This window comes from Pseudogulbenkiania sp. MAI-1, assembly GCF_000527175.1.
Taxonomy (GTDB): Bacteria; Pseudomonadota; Gammaproteobacteria; order Burkholderiales; family Chromobacteriaceae; genus Pseudogulbenkiania.
Genome location: NZ_AZUR01000001.1, coordinates 3,981,380 through 4,003,556 on the forward strand (window position 1 = coordinate 3,981,380; position 22,177 = coordinate 4,003,556).

The following is a 22,177-nucleotide window of genomic DNA, read 5'->3' on the forward strand; positions in this document are numbered from 1 at the left end:
CTCCTAATTCTTGAGGCTAGCTGCCATGGTGTGCAGTTTGCCGCGCACGGATGCGTCGATGACGTCGTCGCCGATCAGCACCCGCACCCCGCCAATCAGCTCGGGGGCGTCATGCACGTCAAGACGTACGGTCTTGCCGTACTTCTTGGAAAGCATGGTGGTGAGTTCGGTCTTCTGCTCGTCGGTGAGCGGGAAGGCGCTTTCGACAGTGGCGTCGATAGCCCCTTCCGCCTGAGCCTTGAGCAGCTCGAACTGTTCGGCGATGAACGGCAGCAACGTCAGGCGTTGGTTCTCGATCAGCGTGCCGACGAAGCGTTTGACGTCTTCGCTGGCGCGCTCGCCGAGTACGCCCAGCATCAGCGCCTCAACCTCTTGTGCGGTATGTTTCGGATTGGTGACCACCTGGGCCACGTCCGGGTTGCTCACCATGGCAGCCAGCCAACCGAGCGCCTCGGACCAGGCGTCCAGTCGCTGCTGCTCGGTGGCAAGGCTGTATACCGCTTGGGCGTAGGGCCTTGCTACGGTAATGAGTTCTGCCATGAGTTAATTAAAACTCCGCTTTGATGGAGGCAAGCAGATTAGCGTGCTTGGCCTTGTCGATCTCGTGGCGCAGGATCTTCTCGGCGCCGGCCACCGCCAGGTCGGCCACATGCTCACGCAGGGTCTCCTTGGCACGCAGCACTTCCTGATCGATCCCGGACTTGGCTTCGGCAATCAGGCGGGCACCTTCGGTGCGGGCCGTCTCCTTCGCCTCTTCCACGATCTGGGCAGCGCGCTTTTCGGCGGCCATCACGATTTCGGTCGCTTGCTGCTTGGCTTTGCGCAGCTCGTCGCCGGCACGCTTTTCAGCCGCTTCCAGATCCTGTTTGCCACGCTCTGCCGCGGCCAAGCCATCAGCGATACGCTTGGCACGCTCATCCATCATGTTGGTCAGCGGAGGCCAAACAAACTTCATGGTGAACCATACCAGGATGGCGAAGGTAATCGCCTGACCCAGTAGTGTCGCGTTGAATTCCACGCTTGTTTTCCTCCAGTGTGGTGACTACAACAACCGTTTTCGCTTAAGGATTAAGCGCCAGCTTTCAGGGCAGCAACAGCAGCGGCCAGGAACGGGTTGTTGAAGGTGTACAGCATGGCAACACCCACGCCGATCATGGAGATCGCATCCAGCAGACCAGCGATGATGAACAGCTTGGTTTGCAGAACCGGGATCATTTCCGGCTGGCGAGCGGAGGACTCCAGGAACTTGCCGCCGAGGATGGCGAAGCCCAGAGCGGTGCCGATAGCGCCGAAGCCAATGATCAGGGCAGCAGCCAGAACGGTCATCGACTGAATCTGAGAAACGAGAGCTTCCATTTATATATCTCCTAAAAGGTATTACAAGGATGGTTGGTAAAAGGGTTTGAGAAATCGTTTAGTGCGCTTCGACTGCCAGGCTCAGGTACACCGTGGTCAGCATCATGAACACGAAAGCCTGCAGCGTGATCACCAGAATGTGGAAGATGGCCCATGGCGCGCCGAGCAGCCACTGGGCGCCCCACGGCAGCAGCGCGATCAGGATGAAGATCAGTTCGCCGGCGTACATGTTGCCGAACAGACGCAGCGAGAGCGAAATCGGCTTGGCGGCCAGCTCGACCATCTGGAACGCGAAGTTGATCGGGGCCAGAATCACGGCCAGCACCGGGTTGTGGGCATGGAACGGGGCGGTCAGCAGTTCTTTGCCCCAGCCGCCCAGGCCCTTGGCCTTGATCGAGAAGCCGATGATGTAGAGCATCACCGACAACGACATGGCGAAGGTGGCGTTGACGTCGGCGGACGGCACCACGCGCAGGTAGACGTGATGCGGGTCAGCGCCGAAGAAGGTGGCACCAATCCACTGGGCAATCCACGGCAGCAGATCGACCGGCAGCATGTCCATGGCGTTCATCAGGAACACCCAGCAGAAGATGGTCAGGGCCAGCGGAGCAACTACTTTGCTCTTGGCATGAAAGATTTCGGTGACCTGGGTGTTGACCAGCTCAATCAGCGATTCGACGAACAGCTGCAGACGACCCGGATTTTCCACCGTGGCGTTGCGCGCCACCGAGGCGAACACGCCGACGAACACGAAGCCAAGCAGCAGCGAGATGGTGAAGGTGTCAACGTGGAGGCTCCAGAAACCGCCTTCGGGCGACGAATTCCAGAACGTTAGGTGGTGCTTGATGTAATCAGTTGCGTTGCTTGCCATTGCACTTTCTCAATTTTTGATTAGAAGCCCGAACCAGTAGCCGGAAGTGGCTGTCATATATCCACCAAACAGTCCGACTGCGGATAAATCCTTGAAAAACACCAGGGCCGCCCCAAACATCAGGAGAGTGGTGACGAACTTCACCGCCTCGGCCTTGAAGTGCGCCCTCATCAACACTGCCGGAGGCTCATGCCGGCGCGCGTAAGCGATCTTGCCGTACAGAAGCGCCGGGATGATGGCACATAGCCCGCCGATCATGATCGAAACCGGGAGGATCGGGGAAAAACCGCCGATCACCGCCCCCACCAGTACCGCCAGCAGGGTCAGCATCACCTGCAGGCGTACGACACGCTTTACTTCCCGATTGATCATGTCAGCAATGCAAAAAAATCGACCGATTATAGACTTGGAGCTTGATGCCAGTCAACAAAATCCCCAATTGACATACTCGCGCCGTTGCGAATCAGGCGCTTGATTTTGCTTGCAGTTTTTCCAGGACGACGTCCAGTTCGTCGAGACTGGCGTATTCGATCGTCAACTTGCCGTGGCCGCGTGCGCCGTGGCGGATACTGACGGTGGTGCCGAGAGACTCGGACAGGGTTTCGGCGAGGCGCTGGATGTCGGGATCGAGCCGCGGCTGCGGCTTGGCGTCGGGACGCGGCGCGTTCAGGCGCTGGATGCGGCGCTCGACCTCGCGCACCGACCAGCCCTGCTCCACCGTCTGCTGCGCCAGCGCGATCTGGTCGATCACCTCGAGCGACAACAAGGCGCGGGCGTGCCCCATTTCCAGTTGGCCCTGGTGCAGCATGGTCTGCACCGGCTCGGGCAGCGCCAACAGGCGCAGCAGGTTGGAAACGGCACTGCGCGAGCGGCCGACGGCGTCGGCGGCGGCTTCGTGGGTCAGGCCGAATTCGTCGATCAGCCGCTGCAGGCCGCGCGCCTCTTCGATCGGGTCGAGCTCCTGGCGCTGGATGTTCTCGATCAGCGCCATGGCCAGCGCGGCCTCGTCCGGCACCGCCTTGATCACCGCCGGCACGTCGGCCAGGCCGGCCTTGCGCGAGGCGCGCCAGCGCCGCTCGCCGGCGATCAGTTCGTAGTCGCCGAGCCCGATCTCGCGCACCACCACCGGCTGGATCACGCCCTGCACCCGGATCGAGGCCGCCAGTTCGTCCAGCGCGTCTTCGCTCATGTGCGTGCGCGGCTGGTACTTGCCCGGGCGGATGCTGTCGATGGGCAGGGTTTGCAGGCGGTCGTCCGCCCCGTCAACGGTGGCTAAGAGCGCGTCCAAGCCGCGCCCGAGTCCTTTGAGTTTGGCCATGTGTCAGTGCGAGAGTGAGGGGGTTGCGGATTCTAGCCGAGCCGTCAGCTCGGCGGCCAGCGCGAGATAGGCCTGGGCGCCGCGCGAGTTGCGGTCGTACACCAGTCCGGGCAGGCCGTGGCTGGGCGCTTCGGCCAGGCGCACGTTGCGCGGGATGACGGTGTCGAACACCTTGTCGCCGAAATGGCGCGCCAGTTGCTGCGACACCTGCTGCGACAGGTTGCTGCGCGCATCGAACATGGTGCGCAACAGGCCGAGAATCTCGATCTTGGGATTGACCGCCACGCGCACCTTGCGCAGCGTGGTGACGAGGTCGGACAAGCCTTCCAGCGCGTAGTACTCGCACACCATCGGGATCAGCACGCTCTCGGCGGCGACCAGCCCGTTCAAGGTGAGCAGGTTGAGCGACGGCGGACAGTCGACGAACACGTAATCGTAGTCGCCGGCCACTTCGGCCAGCGCGTTCTTCAGCCGCGCCTCGCGCGCCAGTTCGTGCACCAGCTCCAGTTCGGCACCGCCGAGATCACGGTTGGCCGGCAGCACGTGGTAGCCGCCCTCCTTGGCCGGCTGGCGCGCCTCGGCCGCGCCGGCGTCGCCCAGCAGCACCTGGTAGACCGAGGCAGTGAGCGCGCCCTTGGCGATGCCGCTGCCCATGGTGGCGTTGCCCTGCGGGTCGAGGTCGACGATCAGCACGCGCCGCCCCATTTCCGCCAGGCCGGCGGCAAGGTTGACCACCGTGGTGGTCTTGCCGACGCCGCCTTTCTGGTTGGCGACTGCGATGACGCGGCAGGTCATTGCGCCACGATCCTCACCAGGTGGCGCTCGGCGTCGAGGCCCGGCACGGTGAGCGGCACCACTTCGGCGACGGTGAAGCCTTCCGGCAACTGGGCGATTTCCTCGTACGGGTAAACCCCCTTCATCGCGACATACTGGCCGCCCGGCGTCAGCAGGTGACGGGTGAGCTTGACGAACTCGGCCAGCTCGGCGAAGGCACGGCTGGTGATGCGGTCGAATTTTTCCGCCGGCTGGTAGGCTTCGACGCGGTCGGTGATCACCTCGACGTTGTCGAGCTTGAGCTCGATCACGGCCTGACGCAGGAAGGTGGTCTTCTTGTGGTTGGAATCCAGCAGCACGACCTTGAGGTCGGGACGCGCGATCGCCGCCGGGATGCCGGGCATGCCGCCGCCGGAGCCGACGTCCAAGAGGCGCGTGCCGCCGTTGAGGTGCGGCACCAGCGTCAGGCTGTCGAGCAGGTGGTAGCTGACCATGCGCTCTTCTTCACGCACGGCGGTGAGGTTATAGGTCTGGTTCCACTTGGCCAGCAGCGCGAGGTAGGCCTCGAGCCGGGCGATTTGTTCTTGGGTCAGGTCCAGCTTCAGTTCGGCCAGACCGCGGGTCAGTTCTGCGGTATGTGTCATGCGGTTTTTTTCGCGTCGGCAAAGCCACGTTTAAGGTGAACCATGAGGAGGGCGACCGCTGCCGGGGTGATGCCCTGGATGCGCGAGGCCTGCCCCAGGGTTTCTGGGCGCTGACTGTTGAGCTTCTGCTGCACCTCTTTCGACAGTCCCTTGACCAGGCTGTAGTCGATGTCGGCCGGCAGGCGCACGTCCTCGAGATTGTCGCGGCGGGCCAGCTCGTCGTTCTGGCGGTCGATATAGCCCTGGTATTTGACCTGAATTTCCACCTGCTCGGCAACCGCGTCGTCATCGACGCCGCCGCCGGCCTCGGCCAACGTCATCAGCGCGGCGTAGCTCACGTCGGGGCGCTTGAGCAGGTCGTGCAGGTTGTATTCGCGTTCGATCGGCTTGCCCAGCAACTGTTGCACCGCGGCCATATCGACCTTGGCCGGATGCAGGAAGGTGGCCTTCAGGCGCGCCTTTTCCGCCTCGACCGCGTCGCGCTTGCGGCAGTAGGCGTCCCACTGTGCGTCGCCGACCAGGCCGAGGCGGCGGCCGGTTTCGGTCAGGCGCAGGTCGGCGTTGTCTTCGCGCAGCTGCAGGCGGAATTCGGCGCGGCTGGTGAACATGCGGTAGGGCTCGGACACGCCCTTGGTGATGAGGTCGTCGACCAGTACGCCGAGGTAGGCCTCGTCGCGGCGCGGGCACCAGCCTTCTTGGTCGCGGCTGTACAGCGCGGCGTTGAGGCCGGCCAGCAAGCCCTGCGCGGCGGCCTCTTCGTAGCCGGTAGTACCGTTGATCTGGCCGGCGAAGAACAAGCCCTGGATACTCTTGGTTTCGAGCGTGGCCTTCAGGCCGCGCGGGTCGAAGTAGTCGTACTCGATGGCGTAGCCGGGGCGCAGGATGTGGGCGTTCTCCATGCCGCGGATCGAGCGCACCGCCGCCAGCTGGATGTCGAACGGCAGGCTGGTCGAGATGCCGTTGGGGTAGAACTCGTGAGTGGTCAGCCCTTCCGGCTCCAGGAATACCTGGTGGCTGTCCTTGTCGGCGAAGCGGTTGATCTTGTCTTCGATCGACGGGCAGTAGCGCGGGCCGACGCCTTCGATCACGCCGGTGAACATCGGGCTGCGCTCGAAGCCCGAGCGGATGATGTCGTGGGTGCGTTCGTTGGTGTGGGTGATCCAGCACGGCAGCTGTTGGGGGTGCAGGCTACGGCTACCGCGGTAGGAGAACACCGGTTCGGGCGTGTCGCCCGGCTGTTCTTCCATCACCGAAAAATCGACCGTGCGCCCGTCGATGCGCGGCGGCGTGCCGGTCTTGAGCCGGCCCACCGGCAGGTCGAGTTCACGCAGGCGCGCGCCCAGCGTCGAGGCGGCCTGGTCGCCGGCACGGCCGCCGGTGTAGTTTTCCAGCCCGACGTGAATCTTGCCAGAGAGGAAGGTACCGGCGGTCAGCACCACGGTCTTGGCGCGGAAGACGATGCCGATGGCAGTGATGGCGCCGGCGACACGGTCACCTTCGATCAGCAAGTCGTCCACCGGCTGCTGGAACAGCGTCAGGTTATCCTGGTTTTCCAGCATCTGGCGGATCGCCGCCTTGTACAGCACGCGATCGGCCTGGGCGCGGGTGGCACGTACCGCCGGCCCCTTGGAGGCGTTGAGGGTACGAAACTGGATACCGCCGATGTCGGTAGCGAGCGCCATGGCGCCGCCCAGCGCATCGACTTCCTTGACGAGGTGCCCCTTGCCGATGCCGCCGATCGAGGGGTTGCACGACATCTGGCCGAGCGTCTCGATGTTGTGGGTCAGCAGCAGGGTGCTGCGTCCCATACGGGCCGCCGCCAGCGCGGCCTCGGTACCGGCGTGGCCGCCGCCGACCACTATGACGTCGAAGGTTGTCGGATATATCATGGCTGGAGAGCGCGCTGCGAACGAAAAACGGCGTATTTTACGTCAAAACCGCCGCCCTGATAAGTGATTGATTTGCTTGATTCTCCTCTGTCATGGCGCTGACCGCCCATCGTCACGCCACTGTCACGAGGACGACACGGTTTCGTCAAACAGGCGCTTTAGCATGGTCCCATGTCACGAGGGAGACCCCCCATGCTGCTCAAAGAGAACCTCGCCCCCCGCAGCAAACCGCGCCTGAGCGTGCGGCTTGCCGATAACCCGCAGGATATCCGCCGCGCCCAGAAGCTGCGCTTCGACGTGTTCGCCGGCGAAATGGGCGCCCGGCTCGCTTCCAGCCACCTCGGCATCGATTGCGACGACTACGATGCGCTGTGCGACCACCTGATCGTCGAGGATGCCGCCAGCGGCATGGTGGTCGGCACCTACCGCATGCTGCCACCGGCGGCGGCGCGGCGCGCCCCCAGCCTCTATTCCGAACACGAGTTCGACCTCGGCCGCCTGGCGCACGTGCGCGACCGCCTGCTCGAGGTCGGGCGCTCCTGCGTGCACCAGGACTTCCGCTCCGGCGCGGTGATCGCGCTGCTGTGGGCCGGCCTGGCCGACTACGTGCAGCAGCAGGGCTGCGACTACCTGGCCGGCTGCGCCAGCGTCAGCCTGGCCGACGGCGGCCATCAGGCGGTCAGCCTGTACCGCCAGATCGAGGCCAAGCATCTGGCGCCGGCCGAGTGGCGCGTCACGCCGCACCTGGCGCTGCCGCTCGACCGCGTGCACGACGATGCGCCGCCGGCACCGCTGCCGCCGCTGATCAAGGGCTACCTGCGCGCCGGCGCCTTCGTTTGCGGCGAGCCGGCGTGGGACCCGGACTTCAACTGCGCCGACTTCTTCATGCTGCTGCCGATGGACCGTCTCAACGGCCGCCACAGCCGCCACTTCGTCGGCTGACGGGAGCGCAGCGGACACGGAGGTTGGCCGAGGGCACCTCGGCCAACCTTGCACGTCACCGGTGAAACGGGGCGCGGCTGGGCCTACAATGGCGCCATGCAGCCCTACACCTTCACCCCCATCGGACTGATCCGCTCGCCGTTCAAGGAAAAGTTCGGCATTCCGCGCCAGCCGGCGCTGGCCAAATCGGCGCACATGACGCTGGAACTGCTGCCGCCATTCGACCAGCCCGACTGCGTGCGCGGTCTCGAAGCGTTTTCCCACGTCTGGCTGCAGTTCGTATTCCACGACACGCTGGCGCGCGGCTGGTCGCCGCTGGTGCGCCCGCCGCGCCTGGGCGGCAACGCCAAGGTCGGCGTGTTCGCCAGCCGCTCCACCCACCGCCCCAATGCGCTGGGGCTGTCGCTGGTCGAGCTGCTCGGCGTCGACACCAGTGCCGGCGTGACGCTGCAGCTGGCCGGCGCCGATCTGCTCGACGGCACCCCGGTACTCGACATCAAGCCCTACATTCCGTTCGTCGAGGCCATTCCCGAGGCACGCGGCGGCTTTGTCGACGGCCCGCCGCCAACGCTGCAAGTCCGCTGGAACGAACTCGCGCGCCAACAATTGGCCGAGCAGCCCGAGGCCGCGGCACTGGCCACCCTGATCGAGGAGGTGCTGGCACAGGACCCGCGCCCGGCCTACCAGGACGACCCGGAGCGGGTGTACGGCGTACGCCTCTATCACTGCGATGTCCGTTTCCGCATTGCCGGCGGCGTCGCCGAGGTACTTGAAATCGACCGCGTCGACCAGAACTAAAGTAAGCTGCCCCGGTCGAACTGGGGCAACACAGCCCCTCTCACTGGAGAAACAAACATGATACCTCGTGCGAAGACGACCGTTCTCGCCTTCACCCTGGTTACGCTGCTGGCGGCGCCCTTTGCCGAAGCCGCCCGCCTGGGCAAAAGCCGCAGTTCCGGCATGATGCGCTCGGCCCCTACGCCTTCCTATCAGGCACCGGCCCCACGCCCACTGCCAACCGCCCCGGCGCAGGCGCCGGCCAAGGGTCCGGGTCTGGGCACCGCCATTGCCGCCGGCGCCGCCGGTGCCGCGGCCGGCTACATGATCGGCTCGGCCATGAACAACAATGCTTCGGCACCGGCTTCCGAGCCGGCCGGCTCCGGCATGCCGTGGGGCACCATCGCCCTGCTCGGCCTGCTGCTGGTCGGTGGGCTGATGCTGTTCCGTCGCAAGAACGCCACCCCGGCCATGCGCGCCCCGCAGGCGGCCGGCCTGCCGACCGGCATGCCGCAGGAACCGGCGCGCTTCGAGCCGATTCCGAAGATCGGTTCCGGCTTCGGCACGGCCCCGTCCTACGGCGCCGGCCCGATGTCCGCGGCCAGCCTCGCCCGTCTGCCTGACGGTACCGAGACGCCGAACTTCCTGCGCCAGGCCAAGGCCACCTTCCTGCATCTGCAGAGCCTGAACACGCCGGACAGCCTGGAGGAAATCCGCAAGTACCTGACGCCGGATCTGTTCGAGGCGCTGCGCGCCGACATCGCCGGCAACGACGACGTGGCTGACTTCCCGCAGCTGGACTGCCAGCTGATCGAAGCCGTCGAAGAGGGCGGCCGCTACATCGCCAGCGTGCGCTTTACCGGCCGCGTCAGCGAGACGGTCAACGCCGCGCCGGTGCCGTTCGGCGAGACCTGGCACTACGTCAAGGACAAGAACGCCAGCCGCTGGCTGCTGGCCGGCATCCAGCAAGACTGAGCCGTGTGAACGGCTGATCTGGACGGGCACCCGGCGGTGCCCGTTTTTCATTTGCACCCCGGCTGGGCTAGACTGGAATACCGTTTGCTTGATAGTGCAGACAGGAACGAAGGATAGCTCTCGATGACCCTCTCAGCCCCCCCTACCCCGACCTTGACCGGCTTGAGTCTCGGCAGCCATTTCCAGCCGATCTACAGCCTGCCGCACCGCCGTACCGTGGGCATGGAGGCACTGCTGCGGGCTAGCCGTGACGACAGTCCGCTCAGCCCGCCCGAAGCCTATCAAAGCATGGGTTCGATGGAGCAGCGCCACCACCTCGACCTGGCGGTGTGCCAGCATCACATCCAGGGATTCAACTCGTTCCCCCATGAAAACCGCTGGCTGTTCCTGAACATGGATGCCGCCTCGCTGGCGCTGCCGGCCCGTGCCGAGGCCCTGGCCCGCACCATCATCCAGGCCGGCCTGCCTCCCCACAGCGTGGTACTGGAAGTCCCGGAGCATGCGCTGGAATCGCAGGACCGGCTGGTCGACTGCGTCAAGCTGCTGCGCCAGGCGGGTTTCCTGATCGCCATCGACGACTTCGGCGTCAACCATTCCAACCTGGACCGGGTATGCATGCTGGAGCCGGATCTGGTCAAGTTCGATCGCAACCTGCTCAGGAGCGCGGTCAAGCAGCCGCGCACGCGCAACCTGCTGGCGAGGCTGGTCCACCTGATGCACGAAATTGGTGCATTGGTGGTCGAGGAAGGGATCGAAACCGAGAAGGACGTGCTGGTGGCGCTGGAATCCGGCTGCGACCTGGTCCAGGGCTACTACATTTCCCGCCCGCACGAGCAGCCGGAGAGCGACGCCGTCATCACCCCCCGTATCGACGCGCGTTGGGACGAGCTGATGGTGCGCGAGCTGCTCAAGCGCAAACTGACGCGGCGCCAGCTGGAACTGGCACGCCAATCCTTCGTGCAGACCGCCATCGCGCTGATGCAGGGTACGCCGTTCCTGCACGCGGCCACACCGATGCTGAACATGCCGGACGTGATCCGCTGCTTCCTGCTCGACAGCGCCGGCCGCCAGATCGGCCAGAACCTCAATTCGCTGCAGCAGCCGGCGCAGGAAGATCCAAAGCTCGCCCCGCTGACCGACACCACCGGCGCGATCTGGTCACGCCGCGCCTATTTCCAGCACGCCATCGACCAACCCGGCGTGCTGTACATGAGCGATCCCTACCTATCGATGACCGACACCCGCAACTGCGTGACGCTGTCGATGGCGATCGAGATCGACGAGGCGATGCACGTGCTGTGCGCCGACGTGCTGGTGGCGCGTAGCTGAATCTGCCCTCACCCCTCATGAAAAACGGACCGCCAGCGGTCCGTTTCTCATGGGGGCGATACGACCCGCTCAGGGCTGCACTTCGCTGATGTACTCGTACAACGTCACCACCTTCTGCACCCCGGCGGTCTGGCTCACCACCTTGGCGGCGGCCTCGCCCTCGGCCTGGGTCACCAAGCCCATCAGGTAGACCACGCTGCGCTCGGTCACCACCTTGATGCTCTGCGGCGAGAAACCCTTGCCGTCCAGCAGGCGGGCGCGGACCTTGGTGGTGATCCAGGTATCGTTGTTGCGCTCGGACAGCGCCGAGGAGCCGGCCACCACGGTGTAGTTGTGGACCTTGCTCACGTTGGGCGTGCCGCGCACGATCAGCTCGGCCTGCTCGCGCGCGGCTTCCGACGGCACCTCGCCCGTCATCAGCACGGCGCGGTTGTAGCTGGCGATGTTGACGTGGGACGAAGGCAGCTTGGCGGAAACCTGGCTGGACGCCTTCAACTCGATGGCCTGGTCGTCGACGTAGGCCCCCGTCGTGCGACGGTCGGTCGCCACCGCGGCGGCGCCGGCGGCACCGCCCACCACCAACGGCACGCAGGCGCTCAGGCCCACGCTCAACAGAGCGGCGCCGGCCAACACCCGAAGTTTGCCTTGCATGTCATTCCCCCCCGAGCAGCATGTAGTCGATGGCGTCGCACAGCGCATGGATCAGCAGGATGTGGACTTCCTGGATACGCGCGGTGCGTCCCGCCGGCACGTTCAGCTGGATGTCGTCGGCGGTCAGGATTTCACCGATCTTGCCGCCGTCCTTGCCGGTCAGGGCGATCACCCCCATGCCGCGCTCGTGCGCGGCGTAGATCGCCTCGATCACGTTGGCCGAATTGCCCGAGGTGGAGATCGCCAGCAACAGGTCGTTGGTATGACCCAAGGCGCGCACTTGCTTGGAGAACACCATGTCGAAGTCGTAGTCGTTGCCGATCGCGGTCAGCGCCGAGCTGTCGGTGGCCAGCGACAAGGCGGCCAGGCCCGGGCGTTCCTTCTCGAAGCGGCCGACCATCTCGGCGGCGAAGTGCTGCGCGTCGGCGGCCGACCCGCCGTTGCCGCAGGCCAGGATCTTGCCCTCGTTCATCAGGCAGGCCACCATCCGTTCGGCGGCGGCGGCCACTGCCGGCGACAACTGTTCCATCGCCTCCTGCTTGGCGGCGATGCTTTCCAGAAAGTGTCCGTTGACGCGTTCGATCAGGTCCATGTCCATCCTTTTGTATCCGGCGTAGCTACGCCAGTATGTTCTTGAGCCACTCGGGGGCTCCGTTACCGTGCGACAGCACGGCGTCAAAGCGGCAGGGGGCATCGATACCCTTGGAACTCAGGTAGACCCCGGCCGCCAGTGTGAGTTTCCGCAATTTGGCCGGCGTGATGCTGGCGGCCGCCCCGCCGAAGCGCTGGTCGGCGCGGTGGCGCACCTCGACGAACACCCAGTACGCGCCCTCGCGCATCACCTGGTCGATCTCCCCGCCCTTGCAGCGCCAGTTGCGCTCGACCAACCGCAGTCCCTGCCGCTGCAGGAACGCCAGCGCCCGGTCCTCCGCCTGCCGGCCCAGTTCGTTCATTGCAGACCACCCGCGCCGAGCACCGCCAGCGGCAGCTGGCGGGTGAACTGGCGGTCGCGGCCCAGCTGCAGGTCGCCGGTCACGCCGTCGAGACGCAGTGACGCCACAGGCGTCTTGGGATTGGCCAGCAGCACTGCCAGCCGGTAGGCATCGATGCCCAGCGCATACAGCCGCTCGGTCTGCATCGTCAGCGCGCTGTCCGGGCGCGGGTAGCGCTTGACCGCCTCGTGCTGCGGCATCAGGAACCACGGCATGTCGATCAGCCGGACGTTGTCCAGCGCCGCCGGCGGATGGCGGCTGTTCAATTGCGAGGTGGCATACACCGGCAGCTCCGGCGGCAGCGCCTGGCGGATCGCGCCGGCCTCCTGATCGTCGACGGCGAGGAACACCGCATCGGCCTGGGCGGCGGCGGCGGCCAGCCCGGCGCCGGGTTCGACGACACGGGCGTTCTTGCCACCGACCGCCTGCCATTGCTCGACGAAGGCCTTGCGCAGCCGCGCCGACAACACATCTGGCGAGGCCACCACCAGCGGGGCACGGCGGCCGTCCTCGTACATCACCCCGGCGATCTGCTGCGCCTCGCCCTCGACCGCCAACGCCAGGCTGTACAGCTTGGGATTGGCCGGCAGGCCCGGCTCCAGCGCGTTGAGCGCCAGCGTCGGCACCTTCACCAGCGGCGCCACGGCGGCGATGCCCTGCCGGGTCAGCGGGCCGATCACGACGTTGGCGCCGTCGGCCAGCGCGGCCTGATAGCGTGCGCCGACGTTCGTTTCGTCGGCGGCCACCACCAGCACCTCGGCCTTGCCGTCGACGGCGGCGGCGGCTTCCACGCCCTGGCGCACCACCTCGGCCGCCTCACCGAGCCGGGGCGACCCGAGCGGCAGCAACACAGCGATGCGCGGCTTGCCGCGGGCGGCCGGAGCGACGGCAGGCTTGGCCGCCGGCGCGGCCGGCTGCGCCGGCTCCTTGGCACCCGCCTGAGCCTTGAGCGGCGCGGCGTTGAGTTGGATGATATAGTCCGGTACCTGCGCCTGGGCCACGCCCAGCCAGGCCGTCAACACGCCAACCAACAACGAGGCCATGCTTTGCATACGTCGTTTGCTCACTTGCTTGAATCTGCTCGGGAAAGTTTCACTCGCGGCACATTATATGTGGTGGCCACGCCCATTGGAAATCTGGCCGACATCACCGCGCGCGCCCTGGCCGCGTTCAGTGTGGCCGACGTGATCTGCGCCGAGGATACCCGCGTCACCGGCCACTTGCTGTCCGCCTACGGCATCAGCGCCAAGCTGGTGAGCCTGCGCGAGCACAACGAGCGCGCCATGGCCGATCAGGTGATCCGCTGGCTGACCGAGGACAAGATCGTGGTGCAGGTGTCCGACGCCGGTACCCCGGCGGTGTCCGACCCCGGCGCCCGCCTGGCCGAAGCGGTGCACCGGGCCGGGATGCGGGTGTGCCCGATACCCGGCCCCTCGGCCGTGGTGGCGGCGCTCTCGGCCAGCGGCCTCACCGCGACGTCTTTCCTGTTCCACGGCTTCCTACCCCCCAAGTCGGGCGAGCGGCGCCGGGTGCTGGCCGACTGGCGCAATGCACCGTTCTGCGTGGCCTGCTACGAGGCCCCGCACCGCCTGCTCGACACGCTCGAGGATATCGTCGCCGAACTGGGACCGGAGCGGCCACTGATGCTGGCGCGCGAGCTGACCAAGACCTTCGAGACGCTGCGCCACTTGCCGGCCGGCGCGATGCGCGACTGGGTGGCGTCCGACAGCAACCAGCAGCGCGGCGAGATCGTGCTGATCATCGATGCCGCGCCGCCGCAGGAGGAGCCGGAGGCGCTGGACGAGCAGACCTTGCATACGCTCGCGGTGCTGGCGGCCGAACTGCCGACCAAGCAGGCCGCCACGCTGGCAGCGCAGATCACCGGCGCCAACCGCAAACTGCTGTACGACCGCGCTCTGGCGCTGAAGAACGCGGACAAGGACTGAGCCGCCGCGCATTTACAAGCGCAGCGGCATTGTGTAGACTGCGTTCTCTTTCCTGCCCGGGTGGCGAAATCGGTAGACGCAGGGGACTCAAAATCCCCCGCTGCAAGGCGTGTCGGTTCGAGTCCGACCCCGGGCACCACATCCAAGTTCGAGGATGTTCAGGAAAGTCCAGAAAACCCGCACAGCACAAGGCTCTGCGGGTTTTTTGTTGTCCGGATGGAGACCGGGGTGGTCATCCCCCGCGCGGCTGCCCGGCCTGTGCCTGCATCTCGGCGAAACCCGCCGCCGCCTGCTGCACGTCCGCCGGAAAGTCCTCGAACTCCTGCACCTGTCGGACCTCGACCACCTCGTTGGCCGATGCCGGACAGCGCTTGGCCCATTCGACGGCTTCTTCCCGCGACTTCACCTGGATCATCCAGTAGCCGCCGAGCACTTCCTGCACGTCGGGGAACGGCCCCTCGGTCACCTTGGGCTGGCCGTCTTCGAACGAGACGCGCGCGCCCATCGACGGCGGATGCAGGCCGTCGAGCGCGAGCAGCACGCCGGCCTGCTGCAGCTCCTCGTTGTATTTCATCATCGCGGCCACAGCCTCGGCGCTCGGCATGGCGCCCGGGTCGGCGTTCTCGTAGCCCTTGGGGATCATCAGCATCATGAATCGCATGGTGTGGCTCCTTGTGATTGATTGCGGTGGCGGACAAGGCGGCACGGTCTGGACCGGCCTGTCCTCGCCCTCCGGCACGGCGTTCAGGCGGGCACGATGATCATCCAGGATACGCCGAAGCGGTCGGCGACCATGCCGAAGCACAGCGAGAAGAAGGTCTTGGCGAGCGGCATCTGCACCTGGCCGCCCTCGCTCAGGGCCGCAAACAGCCGCTCGGCCTCGGCCTGATCGGCCGCCGACAACGACAGCGCAAAACCCTGGAAGCTGGGCTGTCCCTGGCAGCGGCCGTCGGACGCCATCACCATGCTCTCCCCGATGCGGAAGCTCGCGTGCATCACCTTGTCCTCGGCGCCGGGCGGCACCATGCCCGGCTGGGGCGGTTCGGGGCTGTCCTTGAAGCGCATCAGCATCTCCACTTCGGCACCGAGCGCACTGCGATAGAACTCGATTGCTTCTTCGCAGCGGCCATCGAAAAACAGATAGGTCTGGACTTGCATGACATCTCCTTCTCACGCGTTGGGGTAATGGGGTGGGGTCGTCGTACAGCGCGCTGGTGGGCAGCACGAACCGGGGCCGGCAAGCGGGGCGGCCATGGGAACGACGAGCGGGCGGCGGGACAATCGACCGTACTCGGCATTTTTCGGAAACAGGGAATCCCCGGCGAAGGGGAGAGCACCGTCTTGCGAAGCGCCGCCGTCGGCTACTGGTGCTTGGAACTATAGACGGTGAATTCGACCGCTGTTGATCTCATGAAGCGGGAATGGGAGGACATGAACTTGCCGGCGGTATCTTCCCACAGGTTGCGCGAATCTTCATGCATCACGGGCAAACGACCGAAATCGGCCTCGGATGCGTGCCTCGACAGGGCACGGGGACACGCCACAGGCAACCGCCCTCCGAGGGCGGGCCGGCCGTTTTCCCTACCTCGCCTGCCGCGCTATGAATCAGGCTGCCCAGGCTGTTCGGGCCCGATACGGTACGGCCGCATCATCTCGTTATCCTCATGCTCGACGATGTGGCAGTGCCAGGCGTATTGGCCTGCTACATCGAATCTCAATCGGAGCCGCGTGACCTGGCCTGGATAGGCGATGACGGTGTCTTTCCACCCCGCCTCCCAGGGCTCGGGCGGTAGCGGTGCCGACCCCGGTACGAGCTGAAAGGTCTTGTCGTCCTCATTGACGGAGATCGGCTGCCGGTCAACGACCTGGAAGAGCAGTTCGTGGATATGGATGGGGTGGGCGTCGGCGGTACCGTTGTAGATCTCCCACACCTCGGTCGTCCCAACGGCCGGACTCTCGGTGACCGGATCCTCCCATTTCCTGGCCACCCACGTGAGGACGCCGGCGTTCGGGTCGCTGGCGACCGTACCCAGCAACGCTTCCGCCGGCGCGTCGTCGAAAAACAGCGACATCTCCTCAAGCAAGGCGAGCTGCCTCCTCGTACCACCATGCAGCGGCGTGATCGGTGGCAGCGTCAGAAATGCGGGAGGAGTCGTCGCATCGGGGGACAACGCAGGTCCAACGTTGAACTGCATCACTTGACCTGTCGTGTAGGGGTCGGCGATATCGAAGTCGTCGTCGGGCTCCCCTCCTCCAAACGGTTCGTCTGGCCCCACGTTGCCGAGGACATAACTTCCCACCGGCACGTGGCTAAAGTCGACAATCACATCCGCACGCTCGGCAGGACTCATGAGCAGTCGGTTGCCGTTGACCTCGGTCAGGTTGACCGGCGTGGCAAGGAAGCCTCCCTCGTTACCGATCATCCACGCATCGATACCGGGGATGCGGCCGAAATCGAGGATCAGGAAGCGCGCGTCGCAGCCGTTCAGGAAACGGAAGCGATAGCGCCGTTGCTCCACATTCAGGAACGGCCACGTATTGCCATTCACCATGATGGTGTTGCCGAAGAACTCGGGGTTCCAGATCGGAGAGATGTCGGAGCCGGGAATGTACGGACCGGCAACCTCGTCGAAGAAGGCCCTCGTGTTCGGGTAGAACAGCGACCCGTCCTGATTGAACGAGCGATCCTGGATGGCGATCGGGATCTCGTAATAGGTCTTGGTCGACGGAAATTTGTCGTTCTCGTGCGGCGCAGGGCCAGGCAACACGGCCCCCCTACCGGACCGGCTGTCGAGCACGGCGTCATCACCGGCATTGCCGCCACGGATGAGATAGAAACCCGCCGGACCGGCATAAACGTTGAGCCGCGTCATACCCAACGTGTGGTCGTGGTACCAAAGGGTGGAAGCGCGTTGGCTATTGGGATATTGAAAGACCGACGTGCCAGGCTCCCAGGCCGTTGTACCCGGAGCCAGATAGCCCTTGCTTGCCGCCTTGGCCTTGAAGAAGTCATACCACGTGCCATCGGTAGCATTGCCGGCCAGATTGCCCGCGACGGGCAAGAACCAGGCCTCGGCGTAGCCATCGCTCTCGTCGCCCACGCCGGCCGAGCCATGAAGGTGGGTGACCATCGGCACCGGGCCGGCGTAGGCGTCGGGCGTGCTGGCGAAGGTCGGGCGCCCATCCCGCCCAGTTGTACCACCCGGCGGGTTGGCCCAATGCAGCGTCGGGTCGACCGGCAGCAAGTGGGGCAAGAACGCGGACGCCGGATCGGCAGGGTCTGCGCGCAGCTCATTCGACCACTTTACCCGCACCGGCACACCCCATCTCGCCTCGATCGTCAGTGACGGGGCGTGGTGGAGCAGCAGACCGTTCTTGCTGGCCGCCTTGATGGCGCCATACCCCCACACGGTGGTCGAAGGAAGTCCCTCCGGCAGGATCTGCTGCGCGAATTGCCTCAGTGCGATCTCGTAATAGTCGACTTTCTTGCCATTCCGTTGCCTGATGCTGCCCGCCCGCGGCATCACCGGAGGGATCAGCAATGGCGTAATGAATTTCGGAACCGACAAGGGATCGAGTGTCCCGCCGGGAATCTGTGCCAGCGCCCTCCTTATGCCGGTGAGCTTGTCGAAATCGAATAGCGTGAGCACCGTGCCACCGGCAATGTATTTCAGAAAAGCTCGTCGGGAGAACTTCATTTTTCTTTCCCTCCCCAAGATTCCCAAGCATGAGCAGTCGCTGTGGTCGGCCCAAGGCGGTCGAACGCACAAATGTCATGACCATGCCCTATGAGGGCTGTTTGGCGAAGATATAACCCTCGCGGCACGATTGCATGCATCACGCCAGAAAAAAACCCAACTACGCAACGTTCACAACAATTTAATTGTTAGAATATGCTTTAGTCTTTGCAATTCATTTTTGAAAATGAAAAATATTGTATTTAAATATCCCATTGGGTATTTGCACGTCCAGCATTATTAAATTCAGATAATGTTTGACATGTTTTTAATCGCTATGGCTCTGTTCATAGCAAACAATCTGTGCTGGCTTCCCACATTTCGGACGTGGAATATAGCGTAAGCCGCGGCGGATTCAATCCCATCGCCATACCCAACACCTGTCCCTGCCGATTTGGTATCGTCTCAAAGCACGAAATACCGATGAATGCTTTCTCAAATCGACTCAAATCGCCGGGATTCCTGGTTCTCGCCATAGCATGCTTGCTTGTTACTGCAACTAGGCTGAAACTCTCTTCTCTACAGATCCCCCTGTCCCGCCATGTTCCGTTTCCTGCCCGACGATGATTGCCTGATCGATTCGCACTGCCACCTCGACGCGGCCGAGTTCGACGGCATCCGTGATGAGGTCGTGGCCGAGGCGGTCCGGCTCGGTATCGGCCAGATTCTGGTGCCGGCCGTCAACCAGGCCACGTTCGCCCAGACGCTGGCGATGCGCGAGCGTTACGGCTGCTGGCTGGCCTTCGGACTGCATCCGATCTACCTGGCACAGCATCTGGACGAGCACCTGGCCGACCTGGAGCGCCGGCTGGCGGAAGACCGGCCGGTGGCGGTGGGTGAGATCGGGCTCGATTTCTACCTGCCCGGCCTGGACGCGGCGCGCCAGGAAGCCCTGTTCGTCGAACAGCTCAAGCTGGCGCGCAAGTACGAGCTGCCGGTGCTGCTGCACGTGCGCCGCTCGCAGGACCGGCTGTTGAAATACCTGCGCCAGTTCCCTGTCGTGGGCGGCATCGCCCATGCCTTCAACGGCAGCGAACAGCAGGCGGCGGCCTTCATGGCGCTGGGGTTCAAGTTGGGGTTCGGCGGGGCGATGACGTTTCGCGGTTCGCAGCGCATCCGTCGGCTGGCGGCGACGCTGCCGCTGTCGGCGCTGGTACTGGAGACCGATGCGCCGGACATGCGGCCGGAGTGGGCGCAGGCGGTGCCGAACCGACCCGCCAACCTGGCGCGCTTCGCCGAGATATTGGCCGAATTGCGTGGCACCTCACCGGAAACCGTCCGGGCAGCCACCCACCACAATACCCTGCAGGTCCTCGGGCTCGGTTGAGCCCCGCCCCACCCGGGACGTGGCCAGCAAGCAGGCAAAAAATGACCCCCGTGCCAATTGCGTGCAACACGGGGGCTTCCAAGGACAACAGCAGGTGGAAATCAGCCGCTCGTCTTGGGTGGGGTTTTCTTGGCAGGGGCCTGCTTCGGTTTGGTGGCTTCCGGGACGATGGTCGGCGGGGCATCCATGGTGCTGGGGCTGGGTGCCGAGAGCACTACCGGCTGGATGGCGTTCTTGTCGACGGTGGCGCTCGGCACCAGCGTGGTATCGCAGACCTGCCACTCGTCGGCAGGGCTGCCCTCGAAACTGAGCGACTCTTTCGGTTTGACCTCGAGCGCCTCCAGCAGCATGCCGGAGCCGGCCAGTTGCCGCGCCTGCGCCAGCAGCAGGTCGCTCTCGGCATTGACCACGGCACGCTTGGCGTCGTACAGCTCGTTCTCGCTGTCCAAGAGGTCGAGCAGGGTGCGCTGGCCGATCTCGAACTGGCTGCGATAGGCATCGCGTGCTTTTTCGGTGGACAGGGCGTGCAGCCGCAGCGGATCGATCTGCTCGCCGATACGGCGGATGTCGTTGTAGGCGATCTGCACCGTCTGATGGATGTCGCGGCAGGCCTTCAGTTGAAGATCGCGCGTCGCCTCGCGACGCTCGGCCGCGGCCCGCAGCCGGGCACGGTCGGCTCCGCCGCGGAACAGGTTCATGTTGAGCACCACTTCAAGGACGCCGATCTTGTGCACGCCGTCCACCCCTTCCAGATTGTTGGTGCGCTCATACTGCGCGCGCAGGTCGGCGGTCGGGGAGAAGGCGCCCTTGCGCACGTCGACCTCCGCCGAGGCGGCCCGCACGCTCTCGACGGCGGAGAGATACTGCGGATTGCGCTGGAAGGCCTGCTTGAACATTTCACTGGGCTCCTGCTGCGCCAGCTTGAAAGGCGCCGGCTTGCCCAGCGCCATCGGCGGGGGCATACCGACGATGCGGGTGAAACGCACCGTCACGTCGTGCAGGTTGGCCTCTTCGGTGATCAGGTTGGATTCCGCCAAGGCCAGGCGGCCGGTCGCCTGTTCCAGGTCGACGCGGCGCCCAACCCCGGCGGCGACTTTCTGCATCAGCTGCTGGTGAATCCCCTTGTGCACGGCGTAGTTGTACTGGGCCAGCTCGAGCAACTGGCGGAAACGCACGACGTCGAGGTAGGCGCGCGTCGCTTCCAGCGCCTGGTTTTCGGATTCGGCCAGGAAATCGAAATAGTTGGCACGACGGGTGTGGTCGAGCTGGCGCACCAGGTTCACCGTGGAAAAGCCCTTGAACAGGTTTTGCACCAGCGCGGCTGACCAGCCATAACGCTCGAAATCCTGATTTCCTCCCGATAAGGGGGGCTCTTTGTGATCTTCGTGGGCGTACTTATAGTTCACGTCGACGGTGGGAAAGAACTCGGAACGGCCAATGCCGATTTCTTCGGCAGACTGACGGAAGGTGCGCCACTTCACCTGCACTTCGGGATTGTTCATGACGGTATTTTCGACGGCACTTCTTATATCGCTCACTTCGGCGCCGAATGCCCCGTTGGCCAGGCCCAGCCCGAACAACGCGATGCATATTTTCCGCAGTTTCATGGCTACGTCCTATTATGAAAACCAGTTACGTGCTGCAAGCCCTCATTTACCGCATGCTTATTGGAACCAGGACAGCCCCTGATGGCACAGCGTTCTTCCCGACATCGCCTTATTCGTCAAAAGACCCCGTTGTTATGGAGAGCCCGGCCGACCGTGTTGGTCTGGCTCATCGTCAGCCTGCTCTCCGCGTGTGCGACCACGAAGAGCGGGGTAGCACTGGATTTTGCCCGGCAATCCCAGGCCATCCAGCGGTTCGGTTCACGAGGCATCCAGAATTATGAAGCGTGGCGATCACTTATCTCTGTTTTAGGCAATCGTACTGAAAATGCCAAGTTAATCGAGGTCAATACCTTCTTTAATCGCCGCATCCAGTTCACCGATGACACAGCTGTCTGGCATCAGGACGACTACTGGGCCACGCCGATCGAGACCCTTGGACGCGGGGCCGGCGACTGCGAGGATTTCGTCATCGCCAAATACAAGACGTTGACCTTGCTGGACGTCCCCGCGGCCAAGCTCAGGCTGACCTACGTGCGAGCCTTGCTGGGCGGACCGAACAGCGCGGTCAGCCAGGCGCACATGGTGCTGGCCTACTACCCCGGCGCCGATGCGGAGCCCTTGGTGCTGGACAACCTGATCACCGACATCAAGCCGGCCTCGCAGCGCACCGACCTGATCCCGGTGTTCAGCTTCAACAATGATGGGGTGTGGATGCCCGGCAATCCGTCGCGTCCCGCCGGCAATGTGGAGCGGCTGACGCGCTGGATGAGCCTGCAGGAACGCATGCGGGCGGAAGGTTTTTGACAAGGCGGGCGAGTGCTTCAAGCGGCCGGCCCGTCTGCGCGCGGTCGAACTCGACGACCTCGTGATCGACAGCGCGCATGCTGGACCTCGAGATCCACGCCAAGGGTGTGACGACGCAGGCGGAGGGGGCTCAGCTGTTGCACTGGGGGTGGACGGCATCACCGGAGGTGGGGGGTGACGGGCGGTTGAGCACGGCAGTCACCCCCTACCCTAGCCAACCACCGTGAAGCATAAACAA

24 protein-coding genes and 1 tRNA gene are annotated in these 22,177 nt (G+C 64.6%); 8 read left to right on the top strand and 17 right to left on the bottom strand.

Features of this window, described 5'->3' with window-relative positions:
* Positions 1-3 precede the first annotated feature (3 nt).
* The 9 genes from PSEMAI1_RS0118635 to mnmG form a co-directional block, all read right to left on the bottom strand.
* On the bottom strand, positions 4-540 hold the full coding sequence (locus tag PSEMAI1_RS0118635; RefSeq protein ID WP_024304329.1) for a F0F1 ATP synthase subunit delta: 537 nt from the start codon (positions 538-540) through the stop codon (positions 4-6).
* Positions 541-547: 7 nt separating this feature from the next.
* On the bottom strand, positions 548-1,018 hold the full coding sequence (locus PSEMAI1_RS0118640) for a F0F1 ATP synthase subunit B (RefSeq protein ID WP_024304330.1): 471 nt from the start codon (positions 1,016-1,018) through the stop codon (positions 548-550).
* A gap of 50 nt (positions 1,019-1,068) precedes the next feature.
* Positions 1,069-1,356 (bottom strand): F0F1 ATP synthase subunit C, encoded by a 288-nt coding sequence (gene atpE / locus PSEMAI1_RS0118645; RefSeq protein ID WP_008952158.1) that lies wholly within the window; start codon positions 1,354-1,356, stop codon positions 1,069-1,071.
* A gap of 58 nt (positions 1,357-1,414) precedes the next feature.
* Positions 1,415-2,227 (bottom strand): F0F1 ATP synthase subunit A, encoded by an 813-nt coding sequence (gene atpB, locus PSEMAI1_RS0118650; protein ID WP_024304331.1) that lies wholly within the window; start codon positions 2,225-2,227, stop codon positions 1,415-1,417.
* Between the two features lie 9 nt (positions 2,228-2,236).
* Positions 2,237-2,599, bottom strand: a complete 363-nt coding sequence (locus PSEMAI1_RS0118655) for an ATP synthase subunit I (protein ID WP_024304332.1) — start codon at positions 2,597-2,599, stop codon at positions 2,237-2,239.
* 91 nt (positions 2,600-2,690) lie between these two features.
* The gene (locus tag PSEMAI1_RS0118660; protein WP_024304333.1) at positions 2,691-3,545 is read right to left on the bottom strand and encodes a ParB/RepB/Spo0J family partition protein; all 855 of its coding nucleotides are present in this window, start codon (positions 3,543-3,545) and stop codon (positions 2,691-2,693) included.
* Positions 3,546-3,548: 3 nt separating this feature from the next.
* Positions 3,549-4,340, bottom strand: coding sequence for a ParA family protein (locus PSEMAI1_RS0118665; protein WP_024304334.1), 792 nt, complete (start codon positions 4,338-4,340; stop codon positions 3,549-3,551).
* On the bottom strand, positions 4,337-4,963 hold the full coding sequence (gene rsmG, locus PSEMAI1_RS0118670; RefSeq protein WP_024304335.1) for a 16S rRNA (guanine(527)-N(7))-methyltransferase RsmG: 627 nt from the start codon (positions 4,961-4,963) through the stop codon (positions 4,337-4,339). The genes PSEMAI1_RS0118665 and rsmG overlap by 4 nt, the downstream gene beginning before the upstream one ends.
* Positions 4,960-6,852 carry a tRNA uridine-5-carboxymethylaminomethyl(34) synthesis enzyme MnmG gene (gene mnmG / locus PSEMAI1_RS0118675; protein ID WP_024304336.1) on the bottom strand — a complete coding sequence of 631 codons (1,893 nt, stop codon included), beginning with the start codon at positions 6,850-6,852 and terminating at the stop codon, positions 4,960-4,962. Before mnmG ends, rsmG begins: the two co-directional genes overlap by 4 nt.
* Positions 6,853-7,044: 192 nt before the next feature.
* Between mnmG and PSEMAI1_RS0118680 the strand changes: the two genes are divergently transcribed.
* From PSEMAI1_RS0118680 to PSEMAI1_RS0118695, 4 genes are all read left to right on the top strand, one after another.
* A complete protein-coding gene (locus PSEMAI1_RS0118680) occupies positions 7,045-7,794 on the top strand; it encodes a GNAT family N-acetyltransferase (protein WP_024304337.1) in 750 nt (249 codons plus the stop codon).
* A gap of 96 nt (positions 7,795-7,890) precedes the next feature.
* Entirely contained in the window at positions 7,891-8,592 is a 702-nt protein-coding gene (gene tsaA, locus PSEMAI1_RS0118685) for a tRNA (N6-threonylcarbamoyladenosine(37)-N6)-methyltransferase TrmO (protein WP_024304338.1), read from the top strand.
* Between the two features lie 57 nt (positions 8,593-8,649).
* Positions 8,650-9,546 (top strand): Tim44 domain-containing protein, encoded by an 897-nt coding sequence (locus PSEMAI1_RS0118690; protein ID WP_024304339.1) that lies wholly within the window; start codon positions 8,650-8,652, stop codon positions 9,544-9,546.
* Between the two features lie 123 nt (positions 9,547-9,669).
* Complete coding sequence (locus PSEMAI1_RS0118695; RefSeq protein WP_024304340.1) at positions 9,670-10,875, top strand: EAL domain-containing protein; 1,206 nt, start codon at positions 9,670-9,672, stop codon at positions 10,873-10,875.
* A 69-nt stretch (positions 10,876-10,944) separates the two neighbouring features.
* Here the strand turns inward: PSEMAI1_RS0118695 and PSEMAI1_RS0118700 are convergent, their stop codons facing one another.
* Genes PSEMAI1_RS0118700 through PSEMAI1_RS0118715 form a run of 4 tightly spaced genes read right to left on the bottom strand, consistent with a single transcriptional unit; the run spans position 10,945 to position 13,585 of the window.
* Positions 10,945-11,526 carry a BON domain-containing protein gene (locus tag PSEMAI1_RS0118700; protein WP_024304341.1) on the bottom strand — a complete coding sequence of 194 codons (582 nt, stop codon included), beginning with the start codon at positions 11,524-11,526 and terminating at the stop codon, positions 10,945-10,947.
* Position 11,527: 1 nt separating this feature from the next.
* A complete protein-coding gene (locus PSEMAI1_RS0118705; RefSeq protein WP_024304342.1) occupies positions 11,528-12,118 on the bottom strand; it encodes a phosphoheptose isomerase in 591 nt (196 codons plus the stop codon).
* Positions 12,119-12,143: 25 nt separating this feature from the next.
* Positions 12,144-12,479, bottom strand: a complete 336-nt coding sequence (locus tag PSEMAI1_RS0118710; RefSeq protein WP_024304343.1) for a YraN family protein — start codon at positions 12,477-12,479, stop codon at positions 12,144-12,146.
* On the bottom strand, positions 12,476-13,585 hold the full coding sequence (locus PSEMAI1_RS0118715; RefSeq protein WP_232219955.1) for a penicillin-binding protein activator: 1,110 nt from the start codon (positions 13,583-13,585) through the stop codon (positions 12,476-12,478). The genes PSEMAI1_RS0118710 and PSEMAI1_RS0118715 overlap by 4 nt, the downstream gene beginning before the upstream one ends.
* Before the next feature lie 45 nt (positions 13,586-13,630).
* Here PSEMAI1_RS0118715 and rsmI point away from each other — a divergent pair, with 45 nt between their 5' ends.
* Complete coding sequence (gene rsmI / locus PSEMAI1_RS0118720; RefSeq protein ID WP_024304345.1) at positions 13,631-14,464, top strand: 16S rRNA (cytidine(1402)-2'-O)-methyltransferase; 834 nt, start codon at positions 13,631-13,633, stop codon at positions 14,462-14,464.
* A gap of 54 nt (positions 14,465-14,518) precedes the next feature.
* Positions 14,519-14,603: transfer RNA gene (locus tag PSEMAI1_RS0118725), tRNA-Leu, on the top strand.
* A 93-nt stretch (positions 14,604-14,696) separates the two neighbouring features.
* On the opposite strand, the gene PSEMAI1_RS0118730 is transcribed toward PSEMAI1_RS0118725, so the two are convergent.
* From PSEMAI1_RS0118730 to PSEMAI1_RS0118740, 3 genes are all read right to left on the bottom strand, one after another.
* Positions 14,697-15,125 (bottom strand): YciI family protein, encoded by a 429-nt coding sequence (locus PSEMAI1_RS0118730; RefSeq protein ID WP_024304346.1) that lies wholly within the window; start codon positions 15,123-15,125, stop codon positions 14,697-14,699.
* Between the two features lie 83 nt (positions 15,126-15,208).
* Entirely contained in the window at positions 15,209-15,622 is a 414-nt protein-coding gene (locus PSEMAI1_RS0118735; protein WP_024304347.1) for a VOC family protein, read from the bottom strand.
* Between the two features lie 440 nt (positions 15,623-16,062).
* Positions 16,063-18,162, bottom strand: coding sequence for a multicopper oxidase family protein (locus PSEMAI1_RS0118740; RefSeq protein ID WP_024304348.1), 2,100 nt, complete (start codon positions 18,160-18,162; stop codon positions 16,063-16,065).
* Between the two features lie 580 nt (positions 18,163-18,742).
* Between PSEMAI1_RS0118740 and PSEMAI1_RS0118745 the strand changes: the two genes are divergently transcribed.
* The gene (locus PSEMAI1_RS0118745; protein WP_024304349.1) at positions 18,743-19,528 is read left to right on the top strand and encodes a TatD family hydrolase; all 786 of its coding nucleotides are present in this window, start codon (positions 18,743-18,745) and stop codon (positions 19,526-19,528) included.
* Positions 19,529-19,629: 101 nt separating this feature from the next.
* Here PSEMAI1_RS0118745 and PSEMAI1_RS0118750 read toward each other — a convergent pair whose 3' ends face one another.
* The gene (locus PSEMAI1_RS0118750; RefSeq protein WP_024304350.1) at positions 19,630-21,135 is read right to left on the bottom strand and encodes a TolC family outer membrane protein; all 1,506 of its coding nucleotides are present in this window, start codon (positions 21,133-21,135) and stop codon (positions 19,630-19,632) included.
* An 81-nt stretch (positions 21,136-21,216) separates the two neighbouring features.
* On the opposite strand from PSEMAI1_RS0118750, the gene PSEMAI1_RS0118755 reads away from it, so the two are divergent.
* Positions 21,217-21,939, top strand: coding sequence for a transglutaminase-like cysteine peptidase (locus tag PSEMAI1_RS0118755; protein WP_024304351.1), 723 nt, complete (start codon positions 21,217-21,219; stop codon positions 21,937-21,939).
* Positions 21,940-22,177: the final 238 nt, after the last annotated feature.